The 20,677-nt window shown below is 47.9% G+C and carries 12 protein-coding genes; 6 read left to right on the top strand and 6 right to left on the bottom strand.

Annotation, left to right across the window (positions count from 1 at the left end):
• Positions 1-30: 30 nt before the first annotated feature.
• Entirely contained in the window at positions 31-5,475 is a 5,445-nt protein-coding gene (locus tag HGH90_RS04605; RefSeq protein WP_169190488.1) for an Ig-like domain-containing protein, read from the bottom strand.
• Between the two features lie 443 nt (positions 5,476-5,918).
• A complete protein-coding gene (locus tag HGH90_RS04600; protein WP_168763846.1) occupies positions 5,919-7,160 on the bottom strand; it encodes a TlpA family protein disulfide reductase in 1,242 nt (413 codons plus the stop codon).
• 296 nt (positions 7,161-7,456) lie between these two features.
• Between HGH90_RS04600 and HGH90_RS04595 the strand changes: the two genes are divergently transcribed.
• The 3 genes from HGH90_RS04595 to HGH90_RS04585 are packed head-to-tail and all read left to right on the top strand — an operon-like array spanning position 7,457 to position 10,164.
• Positions 7,457-8,410: a histidine kinase gene (locus tag HGH90_RS04595; RefSeq protein ID WP_169190487.1), complete on the top strand. Its 954-nt coding sequence runs from the start codon at positions 7,457-7,459 to the stop codon at positions 8,408-8,410.
• Positions 8,403-9,464: a sensor histidine kinase gene (locus HGH90_RS04590; RefSeq protein ID WP_169190486.1), complete on the top strand. Its 1,062-nt coding sequence runs from the start codon at positions 8,403-8,405 to the stop codon at positions 9,462-9,464. The genes HGH90_RS04595 and HGH90_RS04590 overlap by 8 nt, the downstream gene beginning before the upstream one ends.
• A 4-nt stretch (positions 9,465-9,468) precedes the next feature.
• Entirely contained in the window at positions 9,469-10,164 is a 696-nt protein-coding gene (locus HGH90_RS04585) for a LytR/AlgR family response regulator transcription factor (protein ID WP_168763840.1), read from the top strand.
• A gap of 8 nt (positions 10,165-10,172) precedes the next feature.
• Here the strand turns inward: HGH90_RS04585 and HGH90_RS04580 are convergent, their stop codons facing one another.
• Together HGH90_RS04580 and ppsA are read right to left on the bottom strand one after the other, a co-directional pair.
• Positions 10,173-10,550, bottom strand: coding sequence for a hypothetical protein (locus tag HGH90_RS04580; RefSeq protein ID WP_169190485.1), 378 nt, complete (start codon positions 10,548-10,550; stop codon positions 10,173-10,175).
• Positions 10,551-10,857: 307 nt separating this feature from the next.
• Entirely contained in the window at positions 10,858-13,272 is a 2,415-nt protein-coding gene (gene ppsA / locus HGH90_RS04575) for a phosphoenolpyruvate synthase (protein WP_169190484.1), read from the bottom strand.
• Between the two features lie 209 nt (positions 13,273-13,481).
• On the opposite strand from ppsA, the gene HGH90_RS04570 reads away from it, so the two are divergent.
• Positions 13,482-13,985 (top strand): Lrp/AsnC family transcriptional regulator, encoded by a 504-nt coding sequence (locus HGH90_RS04570; RefSeq protein ID WP_168763835.1) that lies wholly within the window; start codon positions 13,482-13,484, stop codon positions 13,983-13,985.
• 20 nt (positions 13,986-14,005) lie between these two features.
• Here HGH90_RS04570 and HGH90_RS04565 read toward each other — a convergent pair whose 3' ends face one another.
• Entirely contained in the window at positions 14,006-16,021 is a 2,016-nt protein-coding gene (locus HGH90_RS04565) for a beta-L-arabinofuranosidase domain-containing protein (RefSeq protein ID WP_168763833.1), read from the bottom strand.
• Between the two features lie 163 nt (positions 16,022-16,184).
• On the opposite strand from HGH90_RS04565, the gene HGH90_RS04560 reads away from it, so the two are divergent.
• On the top strand, positions 16,185-17,030 hold the full coding sequence (locus HGH90_RS04560; protein ID WP_168763831.1) for a protease complex subunit PrcB family protein: 846 nt from the start codon (positions 16,185-16,187) through the stop codon (positions 17,028-17,030).
• 121 nt (positions 17,031-17,151) lie between these two features.
• On the opposite strand, the gene HGH90_RS04555 is transcribed toward HGH90_RS04560, so the two are convergent.
• On the bottom strand, positions 17,152-18,000 hold the full coding sequence (locus HGH90_RS04555) for an NAD(P)-dependent oxidoreductase (RefSeq protein ID WP_169190483.1): 849 nt from the start codon (positions 17,998-18,000) through the stop codon (positions 17,152-17,154).
• Positions 18,001-18,114: 114 nt separating this feature from the next.
• Between HGH90_RS04555 and HGH90_RS04550 the strand changes: the two genes are divergently transcribed.
• Complete coding sequence (locus tag HGH90_RS04550) at positions 18,115-20,628, top strand: DUF5686 and carboxypeptidase-like regulatory domain-containing protein (RefSeq protein WP_169190482.1); 2,514 nt, start codon at positions 18,115-18,117, stop codon at positions 20,626-20,628.
• The last annotated feature ends 49 nt before the right edge of the window (positions 20,629-20,677 follow it).

The following is a 20,677-nucleotide window of genomic DNA, read 5'->3' as shown; positions in this document are numbered from 1 at the left end:
ATACAGCCTCTTCTTTGATGCCGGGGAAAATTATTGTTTTACTACTTTGATCGTCTTGCTTTGTGTACCCTGTCTGACATGGATATAATAAATACCCGGTGTCAGGTTTTGGCCAAGCTGATAATAGGCGCCGGCATTTATCCTGGCAGAATAAACGGTGTTGCCAGCGGTGTTAACAATCATCAGCAATGCCGGAGCATTCGAAGAAGAGGTCATCCTTACATTAAATGCACCACCGGAAGGATTCGGATATATGCTGGTGGTAAAATCCAGTGTAGGATGCGTACTTAATTTGTCATCGCCTACTACCATCGTACCGGAATTTTCGCTCAAACTTTGCAAGGTATCTCCGGGGAAGGTCGTCCGTACTTCGATCGCCGCAATGGAGCCGCTGTAAGGATCATACTGCCCTGTTTTAGGATGGAAGAATACCTGTATCAGGCCTGTGCTGTTGGCTCTTGCCCGGATGGTTTTGATAACAACCGTATTCAACTTATTACCGGCTGCCTGGTATACATTAAAGTTGGTCAGGCTGTCGAGGCCGTTGGTGGCTTTTATGCTGAATATCCGGTTATTTTTCTGTGCATCCTGTGGCTCCACGAAGTGTAAGCGGATGGCATAAACTGCATTAGGCGTAAGGCCGCGCAGGTAATAACGCATTTGGGTTACGTTATCTTTGAATACCCGCATATACTCGTATATCTGTGGCGGAGCAGGATCAACTACATGAGATACATCCACCGGGCCATCTACCTTTTGTACCCAGGTATAACCGGCATGCCACAGTTTATCTGTACCCGTAGGACCTTCCGGTACATATTGCGCAAAGGTGGTATTGGCATATGGGCCCGGAGGCGTGTTGGTGGTACCGGCGTTGATGCCATAAACAGCCGATTTATTTGTTTTTAACACTTCTATACAATAATCATCCACCCATAGGGTGCCGGTGCCGGTTTTAGCTATCCAGTAGGTAAGCCCGGTGGCGCTGTCGGGCACATTGATGGTATCTCTTATCTGGGCCCAGTTGTCGCGATATGCTCCTACGTTATCCACCTGTTTTTGATAACCAGCATTGCCCGTTGCTGCGCCGGTACTATCAATGAAACCAACGCCATAACCAGCCCACCACGGATAGCCTATGACATCTTTTTCTACTTTAATCCATTGGGTAAATACGATGATACTGCCGCCTCTCACCGGTATGGCGCCTTGTACATTTAAAGCGGTTTTGGCAGTGGTGTAACCCATGGTGGCTGCCTTGTCGCCGGAGTGGCCTTTTCCACTAACTGCGTATACGGCGCCCGGAGTGAGCGTGGTATCTTTATAGGTTAACCAGTTAACCATACCACTTTCAAAGCCATAGTTGGGAATACCGCCACAGGAATCAAATGGCACTACCGTTACCGGCACGGCGGCTGAAACCCCGGAGTTGTCAACCGTATTGGCGGTAATGGTAAGCGTACCCTGTTTAAGGGCAGTGATCACGCCTGCACTGTCGATGGTCGCCAATGCCGCATTGGAACTGCTCCAGGTCACTTTTTTGATGGAGGTATTGGCGGGTATAAAGGAAACGTTTACGCGTATCGTATCTCTTTCGCCAATGGTAACGGAAGATGGCTGGAACGCTAAACCAGTGGCCAGTACATTGGCTACATGGATATTGGCTTGTGCAGTTATTGCCGGGTTATCTGCCGATGTAGCTTTGACGATCACATCGCCCTGTTTGATGCCGCTGATAAGACCGGTGGCGCTAACGGTAGCCAGGGTGGTATCTGAAGAGGTCCATATCACGCCTTTATTGCTGGCTTTGGCCGGACTGATGGTTGCATTCAGCTGCAGCGATGTTCCTACAAATACATTGGCGGAGGTGCTATCTAACGTTAACGTGGTAACTGGTATGTAGATGACATGGTATGTTTTGGTAGCAGTGAAGCCACTTTCTGCGGAGGTGGCCGTGATGGTAACCGTGCCCGCTTTTTTTCCTGTTACGATTCCATTCAGGTCTACCGTAGCAATGGAGTCGTTAGAGGATTTGTATACCAGGTTCCGGTTAGTGGCGTTGGCTGGTGTAACTGTGAGTTTCAGCGTGTCTTTATAGCTTACATACAAATTGCTGCTATCTGAATAAATATTGATTCCCTGCAGGGGGATAATATTTGCCTCAAGGGCGGCTATAGAAGCGGTGTATGGACCGTTGATAACGCCATTTGGATAAAAGAACACGGCTAATAAACCCTGGTTGTCTGATTTGGCTTCCAGGGTGCGTGTCACCACGGTATTCAGCTTATTGCCTGCCGCCTGGTAAGGGTTGAAGTTAATGAGACTATCGCCGGCTGTTTTTACACTGAATAACCGGTTGGCTTTATCCACATCGCTGGGTTCAATGAAATGTAACCGTATGGAGTAGTTGGCATTGGGAATCAGGTTGCGGAAATAATAACGCATCGGTGTTTGATTATACCTGGAGATGCGCATGTATTCATATACCTGGCGGGGAGCAGGCGATGTTACCAGGGTCAGGTCCACTGTTGCGGTAATTTTAACGTTGCCGGTATATCCTGCATGCCATAATTTATCCGTACCGGCTATGCCTTCAGGTATATACTGACCTACATTGGTATTCTGATAAGGTGTTGCCGGGTTACCGGTAGTTCCTGCATTGATGGCAATTACCGTTGTATTTACCACCAGCTGCACGGTTTTGGTGAAGCCGCCGTCTGCCGCAGCAATAGCAAGGGTAGTCGTACCCGTCTTAAAGCCGGTTACTACGCCGCTGGCATCTACTTTGGCAATAGTGGTATCCGCTATCGACCAATGCAGGGTTTTATTGGTAGTATTAGCCGGTATAATGGCCACGGCTATTTGTTTAGGCGTATTCATGGTGCCATATACAATACTGTCTATCGTAACACCAGTGGATATGGTAGGCGGAATGACGACCAGCTGCCGCGTATTTGTTTTTCCGCCGTCGACCGAGGTCAGCGTGATCATGACAGTACCTGCATTGAGGGCCTTTACGTTTCCGAAGGGATCTACTTTTGCTACTGCCGTATCAGAAGAGCTCCACGTAACGGAAGGATTGGTAGGATAGGTTGGTGTCAGCTTCGCATTCAGTGTTATGGCGTATCCCTTTACAATGGTATCTGAGGAAGGATTGACGATTTCGACCGACTGCACAGGGCCGCCTATCGGTGCACCAAAATAGATACCATTTCCGTGGGCGGAAATAATCATTCTACCTTTGTTATCGGCAGCAATGCTTGGCGCTACCCCCGGCAAGCGGTCCAGGATGGTAGTCCAGGTACGGCCGGTATCATCCGAGCGGAAGGCACCGTAGTAAATACCATTGATAGGAACGGCCTGGCTGGTGACGAACAAAGTCACATGTGCAGTAGGGGTAGTGTCGGACATGGCCACTGCTACCCATTTCGGCTTAATACTGTCGCCACCTACTTTCACGAATGTTTTACCAGTGTCGGTGGTATGATAAAGCGCACTGTTCTGAGGATAGGCTTCATTGTGATAGGCAATCCATACATCCCCTGTTTTTCCCGGCGTTGTTTCCACGTTGGAGGTAGTGGCGTAAGCGGAGCCATTGGAATTATTGCCACCATTGGCGGTAAGCCCGGCGGCAGCGGTTTGCGCGAATGATTTTCCACCATCGGAGCTAACAAAAAAGCCGCCCCGGTCCCATACATAAAAATAGTCGCCGTTTACTTTATCCGAGGCCAGGTGGTTTTCACCGGGATATACCATCCACTGCCCGCCTGCGGGTAAGATCCCGGAAGAAAGGCCGGTAGATTTAGTCCAGCTGGTACCCAGGTCAGACGACCAGTAAACGTTGCCCAGGTTATTGCCATCCATTTGCGTGAGCCAGACAATATTCCGGCGATCGGCAGATACGGCCATACGTCCGCGTAAACCCGGTGATTTTGGGAAGAGGGTATAGGTATCGCCGCCGTCGGTGGAATAGCCCGAACGTGAGTCGCTGATGTTGGAGGTATTTGCGCCATCGGAGCCCGCGCGCACGATAAAATTGGGATCGGTATATTGGAAAGCTATACCGTTCATATTGAATGCGCCAAAGACGTTGTTGTGCAGCACGGTATTGGAAACAGCACCCTGGTATAATGGCTCTGTCAGGGAACGATGATGACCGCCGCCGACATCTGCTGTAGCAGTGAGGAGAACGTTCTTGCCGCCGGGAGGACACAGCATAGGACCGGTTACCATGATTTCTTCCAATCCTACTACACGGACCTTCCAGTTGTTAGTGGCATCGGAGATGTTATCGGTAGAAAGTATATCCAGCAGGTCGTTGATCCATACCCTATTGGGATAAAAAGGATCCCACGTAAACGCGATGGCATTATGTCCTGGGTCATTATACGGCAGGCCATCATTCGCTGAATGCGGCGCTTCTGTATTATCGCGGGTGATGAGCCCCTGCGTATAAGAGCCCAGGGCACCGCCGTTCTTGGAAATATAATAGGGATCTTTTTGCCAGGAGCCACGGGTGCTTACAATGATGTAATCTGAATTGGCAGGGCTTACGGCCACCTTAGAGAAAAACCGGTCGTTTTTTACCGGATCAGGTTCTAAAGTTACCGGTGAGATGTCTTGCCAGGTGCCATTCCTATACTTGAATACGCCCTTTGGCAGGTTTTCAGCGCCGGCAGATATGTACAGGGTCCCATCGGCATGAATCGTAGCCCGGATGGGATATAAGGGGCTATTGCTCATCAGGTTGAATGAACCACCACCATCATTTGATACATATACACCTGTGGCGCGACCAATATAAATCCGCTTGCTGACATTTACGCCATTGAGGTTAATGGTACCTGCACTTTTGTCGTAAAGGAGGAAGGAGCAGTAGCCCGATGTTGTAATGGAACTTACCTGCGACCAGGTAGCGCCGGCATCTTCCGATTTCCAGGCACCGGTCTGGTCGGTTACTACCCATACCCGATTACTGTTGGCCGGATCTACCTGTATACGGTCGCCATAAGCCTGTGTGTTGTTGGGACTTACCCAAATAGGTACATGCAAATCCGTCCATGAATCGCCCCGGTCTGTACTCTTCATGATAGTGCCGGCACTGGTACCTTTACCGGGCCCGGATCCGGCTATGTGTTCTACGGTAGCATACAGGATGTTACCGGTAGAATCATTGGGATCAACGCCAATACTCCCACAGCGCTGGCTAAATTCCCAGCCCCAGTAGTTAACAGGCATCTTTTTGAATAACATTAAATCCTCCCATCTCTGCAGGTTCTTGTTCCATCGGTAAGGAGTACCTACATCGGTGGTGATGAAATAGAGGTCGGCTACCTTCGGGTGCGGTACAAAAGAGGGTAGCGCGCCAGACCCGCCTATCCGGACCTGGTTCCAGGTATACGTTTGCGCATGTAAGCCCTGCAAGACTGCCAGGAGAAAAATAGTAAATAGTAATGTGTAGCAGATCTTTTTCATGTTCATAGTGGAATTATAAGGGTTTTTTAAAATGATCCTGGCCGATGTTTTCATGACGAAGCGTAACAGACGTCTCGATGTCACCCTGCACGTGTCATTAAAATCGAAGGTTGGAAGTATGGTAACAGGCTATCGGGAACAGCCCCCGAAGGGCTGTGTGTCGGTTTTCCGATTGATAGTTTATTTGATAAACTTGATCAATCATTTATTCAACATTGTTTCACATTATGTACAGCTGATAGAGTAATACGTTTGTGAAGAACAAACTACGTAGTGGGGAGAGGGAAATATTTTTAAAACGGGGAACCCTTTACAGGAAAGTGCTTGACTAAATGGCGAGATCTGTTGGCCGCCCAAATCAGTTGGGTATTTTTAAAGTGTAAAAAGGACGTCTCATTTATTTTTGAGACGTCCTTTTATATAAGTGGTTGGTTTTTGCCAGCTTAGAAGCTGCTCATAGGCATGGCAGCGGCGGCTTTAGGAGCGCTGGCTTTGGTGCCGCGGGAAATCACCTCTTTAATTTTAGTTTCGGTATCAGTACCGAACCCGGTGAAACGCTCCATAATTTTTCCTTCTGTATCTACCAGGTACAAGGTAGGAATACCGGAAAACTGGAACTGCTCCATCGTTTTATCTTTGTTGTCGCTGAGCAGTTGTTCCCAGGGCATTTCTTCCTCCTTCATGGCTTTTCTCCAGGCATTTTTATCGGTATCTATAGAGATGCTTACCACATCGAAGCCTTTAGCGTGATAAGCTTCGTATAGTTCTTTCACTTTTGGAATAGCCTGGCGGCAAGGACCGCACCAGCTTGCCCAGAAATCTACCAGCAGGTATTTACCTTTGTATTTTTCCAGTCCGGCAAGTGAACCGTTGGCATCCGGGTATTTCACAGCAGGCATGGGCTGCCCGGTTTTCAGCTTCATGGCTTGTGCGCGGTTGGTAATAATGGTTTGCTTTAATTGTTTGGCTTCTGTTAACCATGGATAACGGATAATCAGTTTTTCCAATGCGGCCATGGCTTTGTCATACTGCGCAGACGACTCTGTGCTGGCCATCCCTCGCAAACCATATACCATTACGGGTCTGTCGGCATAGGCACGGTTCAGTATTTCCTCGCGTTGATTGACATCTTCACGCATAGGATTATACTTCTTGTGATTTTTCATATAATCAAACCAGGTAGTATCCTTGTCTGCGTATTTTTTGGCGTAATACTCCATATTGTATTCATCTATCATGCGGCGGTAGTATAATTCGTTGTTCAGTACCGACAGGTTGATGTAGTTGTTGTCATAAGATCCATCCACATAGTTGTAGTGCGGAACTTTTACTTTAAAGAAAGCGGTATCATATCCCCTCATTTCCACTTTCACATCGGCATCGCTCCAGAAGGTGGCGTGGTCCCAATGCAGCGCGTCTATGCTGTAGATGCCCTGGTGATCCTGTTTGATTTTAAAAGTGAAGGTATTGTCTTTTCCCAGTACGCAGGAGTCCACCACTTGTGGCTTACCGCTGAAGTTGTCCTTGGATAACCATACTTTGTTGACTTCCACTTTGGGATCTGTAAACGCTACTTTACCATGAACAGTAATGGATTTTACCACATTGTTTTGCTGTGCCAGCAAGGCGGCAGGTGTGGCCAGCATGGCCAGTGGCATAGATAAGGCAAGAACTGCTTTCTTCATTATTGGTAGTGATTTAAGTTATTATGAACGTAGCAGCAAAATACAGCGCCGGGTATATCCCGCCGCGAATAATGGACATACAGGGTACGTTTATGTACATTCTCCCTTTTGAAAGGGATGAACGCGTTGTAGGCCAGTTAGCTGCAGAGGCCCGCCACTGAGGACGTAAAATCTTGTATGACCTGCCTTTTTAAAAGTACGAACCAGCCAATGGGAAGGACGAAAAAAATAAGCGGATTTTTATAGCGAAACCTTTGCGGCATATAGTATCTTCAGCCCTGTTAACAATGATATTATTGAAATCGTCATATCGTTATTTCATACATCTCGCCATTTGGATGGCGTTATTGGGACTATACGCGTTTCCCCAGCTGCGGGTCAACTGGCCTTCTGCTGTTGGGCTGAAATGGGTGTTAGTGCATGATGTCGCCTATGGATTTATCAATTTTCACCTTTTTTATGTGTTGGTGTTTACCTGGTTACCATCGCCGGTAAAGCAGCGCCAGTACGCCAAAGGGGTAGTGGGTACGTTGTTGATAATATTATTGTTTGCAGTGATTAAGTTCCTCGTGGGCTATTACTTGTTCCCCGACCAGATATTACAACGGATGATCGCGTTAACCGGCGTGCCTAAAATCTATATGTCCTTCCGGGAATACTTGCCAGCTACCATCAGAACTGGACTGGGAGTATCGCTGCTGGCCTATGGCTACCGGCTTTTCCTGCAATGGCGCAATACTGAGCCGGAAGACAGGATGCTGGCTACAGCGGCTACGCAGGCCCGCTCCAGGTATGATCGCATGCAGGAAGGGTCCAGGCAGTTGTTGCATCATTTGCAACTACTCACCCCCGTGCTGGAAGATGAGCAAAAACGAGAACACGAAGGTACCAAGGCTATTCTGATCTTGTCTGACCTGTTGCGATACATGTTGTATGATAAAGCCCTGGAGAAGGAAAGGGTGCCTTTAAAAAAGGAATTAACTCACTTTGAACGTTATGTGGAACTACGCAACTTACTTCATCCTCAGCAACTCCTGCAGCTACATACCGTGGGTGAAGCTTCGCTGGGTACTATTGAAGGGCTACGCCTGCAACAGTTCCTGGAAGCTGGTTTGCAGCAATGGAACGAGGTAGCCGGTTCTATTACCATTGAATTGACTTGCAGTGAACACGTGGTAGCATTATCACTCGCGGCGCCCCATCAAAAAAGCATTCATCAACATATTCGGCTGTTTCCCGACCATGGATAGAACGCGTACACATATCCGTGAATTTTTGCTCCTGCTGCTGGTATGGATGCTATTAATGTATGTAGGTAGCTTTTTGCTGTTAAGAAATTATACAGCGGAAAGTATGCGCAATATCAACATTAACGATGGTGTATTTGGCCTGATCAACTTTGCCCAGTTTTATATTTACCTGCGATGGGTAGTTACCCCATTCCTGCAAAACAGGAACTGGAAATCTTTTGTCGGGAAGTTGTTACCGGTATTTGCCGGGTTCGTTATCATAAAATATACCATTGCTGCTGGTTGTTTTCCGAAAGATGTACTATACCGTGGGTATCGTATAGAAAACAGGCAACGGGTAGATATATACGTTACTGCCACGGAGTACGCTATTAGCAGTTTATGGAGCGGGGTATTGGTGGTGCTGGCTGCTTTTTTCTACCGTTTTTTTATATGGTGGCTGGCAGAAGATAAACGCAGAGCTATTTTGCAAAAGCAGCAACTACAGGCAGAGTCAGGATTTCTGAAGATGCAGTTAAACTCACATTTCCTGATCAATAGTTTAAACAGCATTTACTCCCTGGCGTTGATGGGGTCGCCGGAAGTGGTAAAGGCCAATAAAACGCTGACAGACCTGCTGTCGTACATGGTGGATCAGCCTTCTGATATTGACTACCGTGGACCGGTGTCCGCTGAAATCCATTATCTGCAGGATTTTGTAACCTTGCAGCGCCTCCGTACCGGTTGTGAAGCGGGGGCCGTGTTTAATATCCCGGCTCGGTTGCCGGATAAGCAGATAGCGCCTTTATTGCTGGTACCTTTTGTAGAAAATGCTTTTAAACATGGAGTGAGTAACCGGCCGGAAATGCCCGTTACTATAACGCTGGAGTGTAGTGATCAACAATTGGTATTCCGGGTGCATAACCATATTTCCGGCCATCAGCGGGATAAAACCGGCGGAATCGGGTTGGATAATGTGAAGAAACGGTTGCAATTGATTTACCCGGGGCGTCACCAGCTGGAGATCCGGGATTCAGGCAATGAATATTATAGTAACTTAGTGATTAACTGGTAATGATATGGCTTTAAAGTGTATAGTGGTAGATGATGAACCATTGGCGGCCCAGGTATTGGTGTCGTTTATCAATAAAACGCCGGACCTTCAGCTGTTGAAAGCCTTTCATCATCCATTGGAAGCATTGCAGTTTCTGAAGCAGGAGAAAGTTGATGTGGTATTCCTGGATATCCAGATGCAGGAGCTTAGTGGGATAGAGCTGATGCAGCTGGCGCCTGCGGGCTTGCAGATTGTGATCGTATCGGCATATGACGAGTATGCTGTGGAAGGATTTGACCGGGAGGCGGTAGACTATCTCCTGAAACCAGTATCATTCGACCGCTTTGCGCGGGCAGTACAGCGGGTGCTGGCAAAAAGTACACCCGCCATATCCCAGCCCGCCGGCACTGATTATATTTTTGTACGCACCGACAAGCGTATAGTGCGTGTAGACCTGAAAGATATTCTCTTCGTGGAAGCGCTTCGCAACTACGTGGCGATACAAACCAGTCGCCAGAAAATACTCACCTTGCAGAACCTGCGCAGTTTCGAGGAAATCCTGGCGCCTTTCCGGTTTTTCAGGGTGCATAAGTCGTATATTATCTCTTTGGATAAAATAGACAGCATAGAAAGACAACGTATTTTTACCGGCCCTCACAGCATTCCTATCGGGGACGCCTATTTGAAACAATTCCTGGAGGTGATCAATATGCCGAGGTAGGCATTAATTCAGTTCCTGGCTCCACTGTAAAAAAAATTGCTGTACGGTGTGCGTAGCTTCGGAGCCGCACAGTAGCACATTTTCCAGATGTAAGGCTTCTTTTCGTATTCGGGGTTTACAAATACGTTCTTATTGCGGACGCCATCTTTAAGCTCGGCGCCGAAGTCTACTTCTTTCATCTCGTTCAGCAGCTTCATTAGCCCCCGCTTATAGCCTTCCCTTACCTCGCCAGACATTTCTTTTATCTCTACTATTTCCACATATGTTTTTTTCATTTCCTGCTGTGAAAACAGGAGGTTGGGATCGGACACCGTGGCAGGCTTCCGTTCCCACATCAGCCAGGCTGCCAGTGTCAACACGATGCTGATGGTGAGTAATTTTTTCATGTCCTGTTGTTGTGTATATGGAAAATATTAACGTACACAAAACTAGGGATAGCAAAAGGTAAGGCGCATAGGTAATAGTGTTCATTTACCTGGGTAATGTTGCCATATAGGTAGTGTTACCTATGTAAATGAATATTGCTGCTTATATGCAGGTATTCCTTCCTCTTTACTTTTGTGGTATAAAGCATGGATTTTGTGATAGTAGGAACAGATGAAATGATAATCGTTGATAGGAAAAAGGACCGGTATATTGATACCGGTCCTCGTTAATTGGGCTGCATTGCATCAGCGCGATTGTTTTGGTGTATTATTTCTCCGCCTCGTGAATCGCCATCACCGTTTTTATGACGGCATCTGGTGTAACTGAAATACTATCAATTCCCTGTGATACCAGGAATTTAGTGAAATCCGGGAAGTCGGAAGGCCCTTGTCCGCAGATACCTACTTTTACCTTCATACGTTTAGCTACCTGTATCAGGTGGGTGATCATGCGTAGCACTGCCGGATTGCGCTCGTTATAAATATTGGCCACAAGGGAGGAATCCCTGTCGAGACCAAGTGTGAGCTGTGTCAGATCATTAGATCCTATCGAGAAGCCGTCTATGAGGGCGGCAAATTCTTCCGCCATCATAATATTGGAAGGCAATTCTGCCATCAGGTATACTTCCAGACCGTGTTCGCCACGGCGTAGTCCGAACGATTCCATGGTGGCCAGCACCGCCTGCAGTTCTTCTATAGTCCGGCAGAATGGGATCATTACTACTACATTTTTAAGCCCCATGGTTTGTCTTACTTTTTGAATGGCTTTGCATTCCAGTTCAAAAGCAGGCTTGTATTGGGCGGAATAGTAGCGGGAAGCGCCTCTCCAGCCAATCATGGGATTTTCTTCTGTGGGCTCAAAGTATTTACCTCCTAAGAGGTTGAAATACTCGTTGCTTTTGAAATCAGAGAAGCGAACGATGACTTTCTCAGGGTAGAAGGCGGCGGCAATTTTTCCAATGCCGTAAGCCAGTTTACTCACGAAGAAGTCTGCTTCGTTGTCATATCCCTGCATCAGCTGTGCAATCTGTGCCGACAGTTCCGGGTCATTGAGCTCTTTGTGTTTGAGCAGTGCCAGCGGATGCACTTTGATGTAGTTGTTGATAATAAATTCTTCCCGGGCCAGTCCCACGCCTTTGTTGGGCAGGTGGGTAAAAGAGAAGGCCATGCCGGGAGAACCTACGTTCAGCATCAGCGGTGTGCGAATAGCCGGGAGGGTAGACAGGTCCAGGTGGTTTTCCCGGAAGGGAAGTATATGTTCATATACAATCCCGTCGCTGCCTTCTGCGCAGCTGACAGTGATTTCCTGGCCGGCATTGAGTCTTTCTGTAGCATCGCCGCAGCCAACAATGGCAGGTATGCCCATTTCACGGGCTACGATAGCCGCGTGGCAGGTACGCCCGCCCTTGTTGGTAACGATAGCGGAAGCCATTTTCATGATAGGCTCCCAGTCGGGATCTGTCATGTCGGTGACCAGGATGTCGCCGGGTTTAAATTCACTGCCTGTAATTAAACGGTTGTCGAGGGAAAAGAGAATATTTACTTTGCCGGCGGCAATTTTATCGCCTACGGCGATGCCTTTCAGCAATACTTTAGGCAGGGAGCCATTATGGTGAATGGCAAAAGAAGATATCTGGTTATGATCTTTCCGGGAGTGGATGGTTTCCGGACGGGCCTGTACGATATACAGTTCATTAGTAAGTCCATCTACCGCCCATTCTATATCCATTGGACACCAGCGTCCTTTCTTTTCAGAGTAGTAGTCTTCAATACAACGTACCCACGTGGCGAGTTGCATGATTTGCCTATCATTTAAACAGAAGTGGTGTTGCTGCTTTTTCTCCACCGGGATAATCCTGGTGCGTTGATCGCTGCTTTCGCCGTACACCATTTTCTTATCCTTCACGCCCATTTTTTTCTCAATAATGGGGGTGTATCCTTCCTGCATACAAGGCTTGAATACGATAAATTCATCAGGGGATATGGCGCCCTGCACCACCATTTCTCCCAGCCCCCAGGAGCCGTTGATTACCACTACATCTTTAAACCCGGATTCTGTGTCGAGAGAAAAAGCTACCCCGGAAGCGCCCAGGTCGGCACGTACCATTTTCTGTACGCATACAGATAAGCCTATGCTGAAATCGTCGTATCCAAAGTTGCGGCGATAGCTGATAGCACGGTCGGTGAACAGGGAAGCGAAACAGTTTCTTACGGCATCGATCAATGCTGCGGGGCCCCTTACGTTGAGGAAAGTTTCCTGTTGACCCGCAAAGGATGCATCGGGAAGGTCTTCCGCAGTAGCGGAAGATCTCACGGCCACGTCGGTCTGGTCTTGCCCGTATTGCTGCGACAGGGCATAGTAGGCGGCAATAATTTCCTGGCTGAGTTCATGGGGAAACCGGGTGCTGCTGATGGCTTGCCTGATTTTTTGCCCCGCCCGGCGGAGGGTAATGATATCATTGAAATCGACGGTAGCCACCTGTTCTGCAATAAATTCTTCCAGCCCGCTTTGTTTCATGAATTCGTAGTAAGCGTTGGTGGTGATGGCAAACCCGGAAGGCACCGCTACGCCGGCTTTGGAGAGGTTAGCAATCATTTCGCCCAATGAGGCCGATTTGCCTCCTACCAGGGCAATAGCGTCCATGCCCACCGCTTCAAGCGGCAGTACAATACTTTCTCTCATGTAAAAATGAGTTTAGTGAATAAAAAATATGGAAGGATAACTTAAGTCTTCCGAACGTGGTTGTGTTTTTGTTACCAGCAAATTAGACCATGTAACGGTGCCACGATAAGGATTCGGACAAAAGCGAAAAGAAAACTAAAAAGGATGCTTATAACAGACTTTTTTTCTGAATCAGTAGCCATATTCCTATTTTTGATAAAAATACGCCCATGACTTTCATACCTGACCAGATTGATATGTGTATAATGGACATATTGCAGGAAGATGCCAGGACAACCAATAAAGAGATTGCTTCCCGGTTAGGTAAGTCTGTTACTTCTATATTTGAAAGAGTAAAACGGCTGGAGGCAGAAGGCTATATCCAGCGATATATTGCCGTACTCAATAAACATAAGTTGGGTAAGAACCTGGTGGCCTATACCAGCGTTACGCTGAAGGAGCATGGACACGACCGCCTGCTGTCGTTTGAGCAAAAGATCAACTCTTTTCCGGAGGTGATGGAGTGTTACAAAATGAACGGGCAGTTCGACTACCTGCTGAAAGTGCTGGTAGCAGACATGGAGGCCTATGAAGTGTTTAACCTCACGAAATTATCGCGACTTGATAATATCTATAAGATCCGTAGCCTCTTTGTGTTGTCAGAAACCAAGCATGAGGTGGAGCTGAACCTGAAAACTAACTGGCAGGCGAAACTGGTTCCTAAAAATAAATAAATTTAAAAAGTAAGGATTTCTCATCTTCCCACTACCGGGAACTGTGCAATGCGCAATTGTGTACAACCATAAGGTATCAGTGTAATCTCTTCTTCTTCTCCCATTTCCATACCGTAGGTAATACTATAGGGGATGGGACCGGTCATGTCGTTATATAACTGCCACGACGGAATACGTTTGGCTTTGGTGGTAATGGAGATAGGGGCATTAGCCTGATTCCAGGGCGAGTCGGCCAGTGTCCCGGTTTTAACTACCTTATATTGCGCTGCCAATTGATCGGTGGGCGTGGCTATCAGGGCATAGTTCCAGGGGGTGGTGGGCCGTACTTCCTGGTAAGTATCGCCATAATCCAGTGGATCTTTGGTGTTTTTAACAGTGTTCACCGCTTCTCCGATCTTCAGCGCATAGGTAACCGGGCCCCGTTCTACCGATACCGAATTTTCGAACCAGGTAGGTTGTTGAATGGTCATAGGCAGCTCCAGGGTTACCACATCTCCGGAGGCCCATTCCCGTAATACGGGTACTACCTGGTTGCCGGTCACTTCCTGCCAGGTTTTCCCGTTGATGCTAACCGTTCCTTTTTTGCACCAGGCAGGGATGCGCAGGTGAAGTGGGAAGCGCACTTTTTTACGGGTTTGTATCATAAACGTGACCGTTTCTTCAAAAGGGTATTGTGTGGTTTCGGTAATGGTAACGGGTGTATGTTGCGGGCCTACGTTTATTTTCACTTCGCTGGGAGCGTAGATCATGGCGGCTGCGCCGCTGTCGGCGCTGGCATACCAGAGGTGTTGCACTAATTTAGGCCAGCCCTGGTGCATGTTGGAGGTACAGCAGGGGTACCCTGATAATAAGCCATAACATACATCGGTGCCGCTATGATTTACATCGAAATTACGGATATGGCGGGTGGCCATTACCTGGTTGGCCTGCTGGAAATACTGCCGCTGCATAAAGTCGCCGGTTACCTGTGCGGGTAGTGCATTGAACGCAATTTTCTCCAGCTGGTCGGCATACCTTACTTCCCCGCTAACTTCCAGGATACTTTCCAATGTAAACATCATTTCCACTGCTGTGCATAGCTCTGATCCCTGGGTGGGGTTATTACCATGCAAGGCTTCATCGCCGCCATAGAGGCCATGGGCCATGCCATTGAAGCGTTGCAGGTCGTCGAAGCCTTTGCGGGTGGCTTGCCGGTATTGGTTGTCGGGGTGTTGCTGGTAATAAATCATGGGCTCTTTCATGCCCTGGGCCAGGTTTACGCCATGAATACTGCCGGGAGTAGACAGGAGATTGGTATGTAAAAAAGCCTGCGTGTAATCGAATGTTTGTTTGTGGATGAGTTCCGCCAGGTCGAGCAGGAAAGCATCGCCGGTGATATTATACAACCAGTACACCACCATCAGGTTATCTCCGGCGCGATAGCGCGCCCAGAACGTCCAGTGATCCAGTGGGTGCTGGGGCAATTCTTTGAGCTGGTAGCGAAAATAGCGGGTTAACAGGGTAATGATGCGGGGATCGGCAGTGGCCTGGTAGTATTGTTTCAGTACTTTCAGCATCACCATTTTAGGCCACCAGTCGCGGCTATTGTCCCGTTGTATGCCGGGTTCAGGGGGATAGTCTTTTGCCGGACCAAAATAGCCATTGGCCTGTTGACTTCGGATAGACCATTCCACCCATGGTTTAACTTTGGCAATAAGTGCCGTATCGTGCAGAATATAGGCCAATGGCAGTAGTCCGTCGAGCCAGTAAGGACCTCGTTCCCATTGATCGCCATCGCCGCCCAGCCAGCCATTGCGCTGGTTCATTACCAGTGGATACAGTTTATCCAGCTGCCCGGTAGCGCCATTTTTTTGCTGTATCAGCATATGCCGCAACCATCCTTTGGGCGCGATTGCCCCAATGGGCAATTCGGTAAAAGGCTTTTGATATAAGGGCGCCCGGTTAAAAATATAGTTCGTGGCTTGTTGGCTGCTTACAGGGTTACCCCAGGAAAGACCGAGCCATAACGTGGAAAAAATAGCAATACGTTTCTTCATGCTTGCTGTTCAGCGCTTATTAGAGAGGCTAAGTTAGGCGTGAAAACTGCCGGTAGTTAGCCGGATCTGCTCATTATTTCGCTAAAATGTATCAGGAATGTATCGGGAATGAAAGTAGAATAACTACAAATTCCTACTTTTGCATCACGAAAAACACCTATTTATGAAGCTATATATGGCAGTAGCAATTCCGGCATTTTTGCTAATAATACACCCTGATGCGCTTTTCAGTAAAGACAAAGCAGCGGTGGAAGCAGTAGCCCCCAAGCCCCAGTCACGCATTTCCTTTGGCAGTGGTATCGACCTTATTGTAAAAGGACTGGGATTAAACATTGATAATATCCGCTTTATCAAGGAGCCTAAGGCCACCGATTACTTCGCGAAAGCGAATAATAAAGCGTCTTATGCATCGTCGCTGATTATTGCCGCCAACAATGGCATAGAATCGGGCCGCTCGCTGAATCCCGAGTCGCCGGCTACCCGGGAACAGTTTGCCCTGGCCCTGTTTGAAGCGATAAAGTCTACCGGTCCATACCCTGAAACAATGAACTGGGTGATCATCAAAGACGAAAAATCCTTTACCGGAGGAGGGTTGCAGGCCGTACAATCGCTCAGCAAGTACAAAGTGGTTACGCTGGAAAATGGCAGCTTCCGGCCCAAAGCCTATATCACCAAAGCAGAGGCTACGAAAATGGTGAAAGCCGCCGCTGATTTTGTAAAGTCACACCGTGGTGCCGCCGAAAATGATAATGCCGGTAAAGAAGTAATTACGTATACCACCAAACCGGTAAATGATAAAGTGAAAAGTGTGGAGCTTTCAGCTGGAGAAAAACCTACCGGTGGTTATGACCTGCTGGTGAACAGTATCGTGTTTTCAGGGACCGACGCTATTATTCACTATAAGTTGATGCCACCACCTCCCGGCAGCATGAATGTACAGATGATTACGACTCCTAAGGCTACTACTTATATTCCATCTACCTATAACGTAGTATTACAGCAAGATTAACAGATTAACGTATAGTCGTCCTCGTTATACACTTTTATAGTTAGCCGCAAACGTTACAGTGATCATAAAAGCAGGGCCTCCGATATTCATCATACCGGAGGCCCTGCTTTTATGATCACTTTTAAATACTGTTCTTTCCAATCACCGTCCAATCCTCCTGCCCATGCCCTTTGGCAATCCATTGATCCATTTCTTTGGCAATAGCTGGCAGTACCGCCAGGGGAACGCCCGCTTTATTGGCAGCGTCGATAAACAGCTGCGTATCCTTCCGCGCCATATTCAGCTCCCAGGAAGGGTTGTCGTAGCTGCCGGAAGTCATACGTTTTATCCGGGCGGCGAGGCCGTTGCCGGGATTCCACTCGCCAAAGAGGCCCGTCACATCACTGAGAGGAATGTTCAACGCTTTGGCGAGCGACAATGTATCTGCGAGGCCGGCGGTTAAGGTCACGAGAAAGCTGTTGCCGATCAGTTTTATGCCCGCGGCCTTCCCTTCTACGTCGCCAAAATTGATTACCTGGCCCGTCATTTCTTTCAGTACCGGCAGGTAGGTGGCCACTACTTCCTGGTTGCCGGAAACAAGCATATACCCGGTGCTTTCCAGGGCATTCTGCGGACCCATAAATACCGGTGCGTGGAGATAGGTAAAGCCTCGGGCTTTCCAGTCCTTTGTTCTTTGCACAGCGCCATCAGCAGAGGTGGTAGTATGATCTATGATCACGGCGCCGGGTTGAAGCCCCGGAGCGGCCGCTGCCAGTACCTCATCTACTGTATGATCATCTTTTAATGTAATATGTATGCGGCTTGCACCTTTCACGGCCGCCGTTACGTCTGCAAATGCTTTGGCGCCATAAGCCTCCAGTGCAGTGGCTTTTGAGGTGGTACGATTCCATACCTGCACACTGTTCCCTTTATTAATCAACGCCCTTACGAAATTTGACCCGAGGAGGCCCATGCCTAAGAATGCTATCATAACCTTTTTTCTTTCGAAGATAGGAAAAAGTTAAAAGGTATGGGGGGGAAGTGACGTCTTGCACGTCATATAAACGATTGTGCTGTTTCTTTTTTAAGGAAATTATTGGACTTGATGCCGTTTACCTACAACTGTACCCGCAAGGGCGTAATGTGCCTGTTATTGTGGTGGATTTCGGGCGCAGTATATGGACAAACTGCGCCTGGGATCACCGGAAAAGTGGTGAATCAATTTACGCAGGAACCACTGCCCTTCGCCACCGTTTACTGGAAAGCTGCCGGCTTTGGCTGTATGACAGACAATGCCGGCATATTTAAGCTGAAACCAAGTAGCCGCCCGGCAGATACGCTGGTGGCGCGCTACGTAGGATATGCTGTTAAATACCTGCCCATGCAGCATCCGTACAACAATACGGAGCTGATCCTGCAACTAGAAGCTACGATGAACAAAGGCGTGGAAGTAAAAGCAAAGCTGGACCGCGGCCTGGTTTGGTGGCGGCAAATAGTGGCGCATAAAGTGGAAAATAGTCCCCGCCATTATAATAACTACTACGCCGAACTATACAATAAATTGGAACTCGACCTGGCTAATTTTAACCGGAAACGACTGGCCAACAATAAACTGTTACAACCTTTTGCCTTCGTATTGGATCGGGTGGACAGCACTTCTGAACAAAAGCCTTTCCTGCCGGTATTTCTCGGCGAATCGGTATCAGATTATTATGTGGCCGGCACACCTCCCCGGATACGGGAAGAAATCAAAGCTTTGCATACCAGCGGTATTAAAAATGAATCGGTGATGGAATACCTCGGTGGCATCAACCAGAAAATTAATACCTACAACAACTATATGCTGATATTCAAACGGGAATTTATCAGCCCCGTCAGCGAAAACGGCGACCGGTACTATCGTTATAAAGGACTGGATACCATACAGCTGAATGGACAATCCTATTTCCATCTTGCCTTTACGCCGAAACGGGAAGGGGAAAATCTTTTCTCGGGTGATTGCTGGGTCAACAGCCATAGCTGGGCATTGCTGAAAATCAGTTTGTCGGTGTCGGGCGCTGTGGATATCAACTTTGTAAAACGACTCGACATCATACAGGAATTTGCCCAACTGAATGAAAAAGATTGGGTAGTGACGAAAGATAAATTTATTGTGGAGCTGGCGCCGCTCGGCAACGAGAAAACTACTTTTATTGGCCGGAAAACCACGCAATATCAACAGATCAGGGTAAATGCACCCGATATTGCCGGCAAAGTAATGGCCAATAAAAAAGCGGAAGAAGTGTTGATCGCAGACACGGCCTTAACGGCAGGTAAGGAATACTTACGTCAGCACCGCCCCGATCCCCTGAGTAAAAATGAACTGCACGCTATCACATTGGTAGATACGCTGAAATCGATGCCCGCCTTTACCCGGTTAAGCAATACTTTCACCTTCCTGGTAGACGGACATATCAAGCTGGGTAAAGTGGAGATAGGCCCCTGGTATAAATGGATCAGTCGTAACCGTATTGAAGGGATGCGATTACGTTTCGACCTCGGCACCACGCCTGAATTTAACCGGAATCTGCGCCTGTTCGGCTACCTGGCCTACGGCAGCAAAGACAAAGCCATGAAAGGCAAAATGGCGGTAACATACGAATTGCCTAAAACAGGATGGAGCTTTGCCTCCTGGTATAAAGACGATCTTGATAATAACCAACGCGGATTTAACGGCGAAGAGGTATCCCTGGATAACATATTCGGCGCCCTGGTACGGCGGCATGGCATTCCACAAAAGTTTATACGCCAACGTGAGTTTAAACTGCTGGCCATGAAGAAGATTGCCGGCACTTTTTCCATACAGGGAGCCGTGTCACATAGTGCCTACACCACTTTTGATCCGTTACCTTCCCATAAAATGTTCCTGCGCCAGGGAGAAGAAAGAAATAACCTGGTGAATATGGAGATGCAACTCAATCTCCGTTATGCACCGGGAGAAAAGGAAATCCACACTTTCCGGAAGATACGCAGGATACGCGGCCAGCAACCCGTGCTGGAACTGAATTATGCGCTGGCGCCTTCCGGTATCCTCGACAGCCGGTATAACTACCAGAAGGTGAACGTAAGCCTGATGCAGCAGGTTCAGCTGCCTAACTGGGGGCAACTCAGTTACATGGTGTACGGTGGAAAGATCTTCGGCGACCGGTTGCCTTTTATGTTATTGCAGATGCACCCCGGCAACGAAACATACTATTACAATAAGCAGTCGTTTAGCCTGATGAACAAGTACGAGTTTTTCAGCGACCAATATGCAGGGATTAATATCGAACATCATTTCGACCGGAAACTGTTAAACCTGCTGCCTTTTATGCGGAGAACCGGTGTGCGCCAGTTCTGGAACGTGAAGACGGTAGTCGGCAGTATGTCGCCCAGCAACCGGAGCTTTAACCATATTGAATTTTCGGACTATGGCATGCGCTCTCTTAAAGGAAATGTATATACCGAAGTAGGTACGGGGATAGATAACATCTTTAAATTTTTCCGTGTGGATGCTGTATGGCGATTATATCCCAATAGTAAGAATGCATCCCATGCTGGTAATTTTGGACTGTTTGGCAGTTTGCGGCTACAGTTTTAAACCGGCACGCAAAGGAGTAAAGCAGCAAAGGCGCGAAGCTCTTTGTTGC

Origin of the sequence: Chitinophaga sp. Ak27 (genome assembly GCF_012726295.1) — a bacterium.
Taxonomy (GTDB): domain Bacteria; phylum Bacteroidota; class Bacteroidia; order Chitinophagales; family Chitinophagaceae; genus Chitinophaga.
This window is presented reverse-complemented; position numbering and strand designations above follow the sequence as displayed.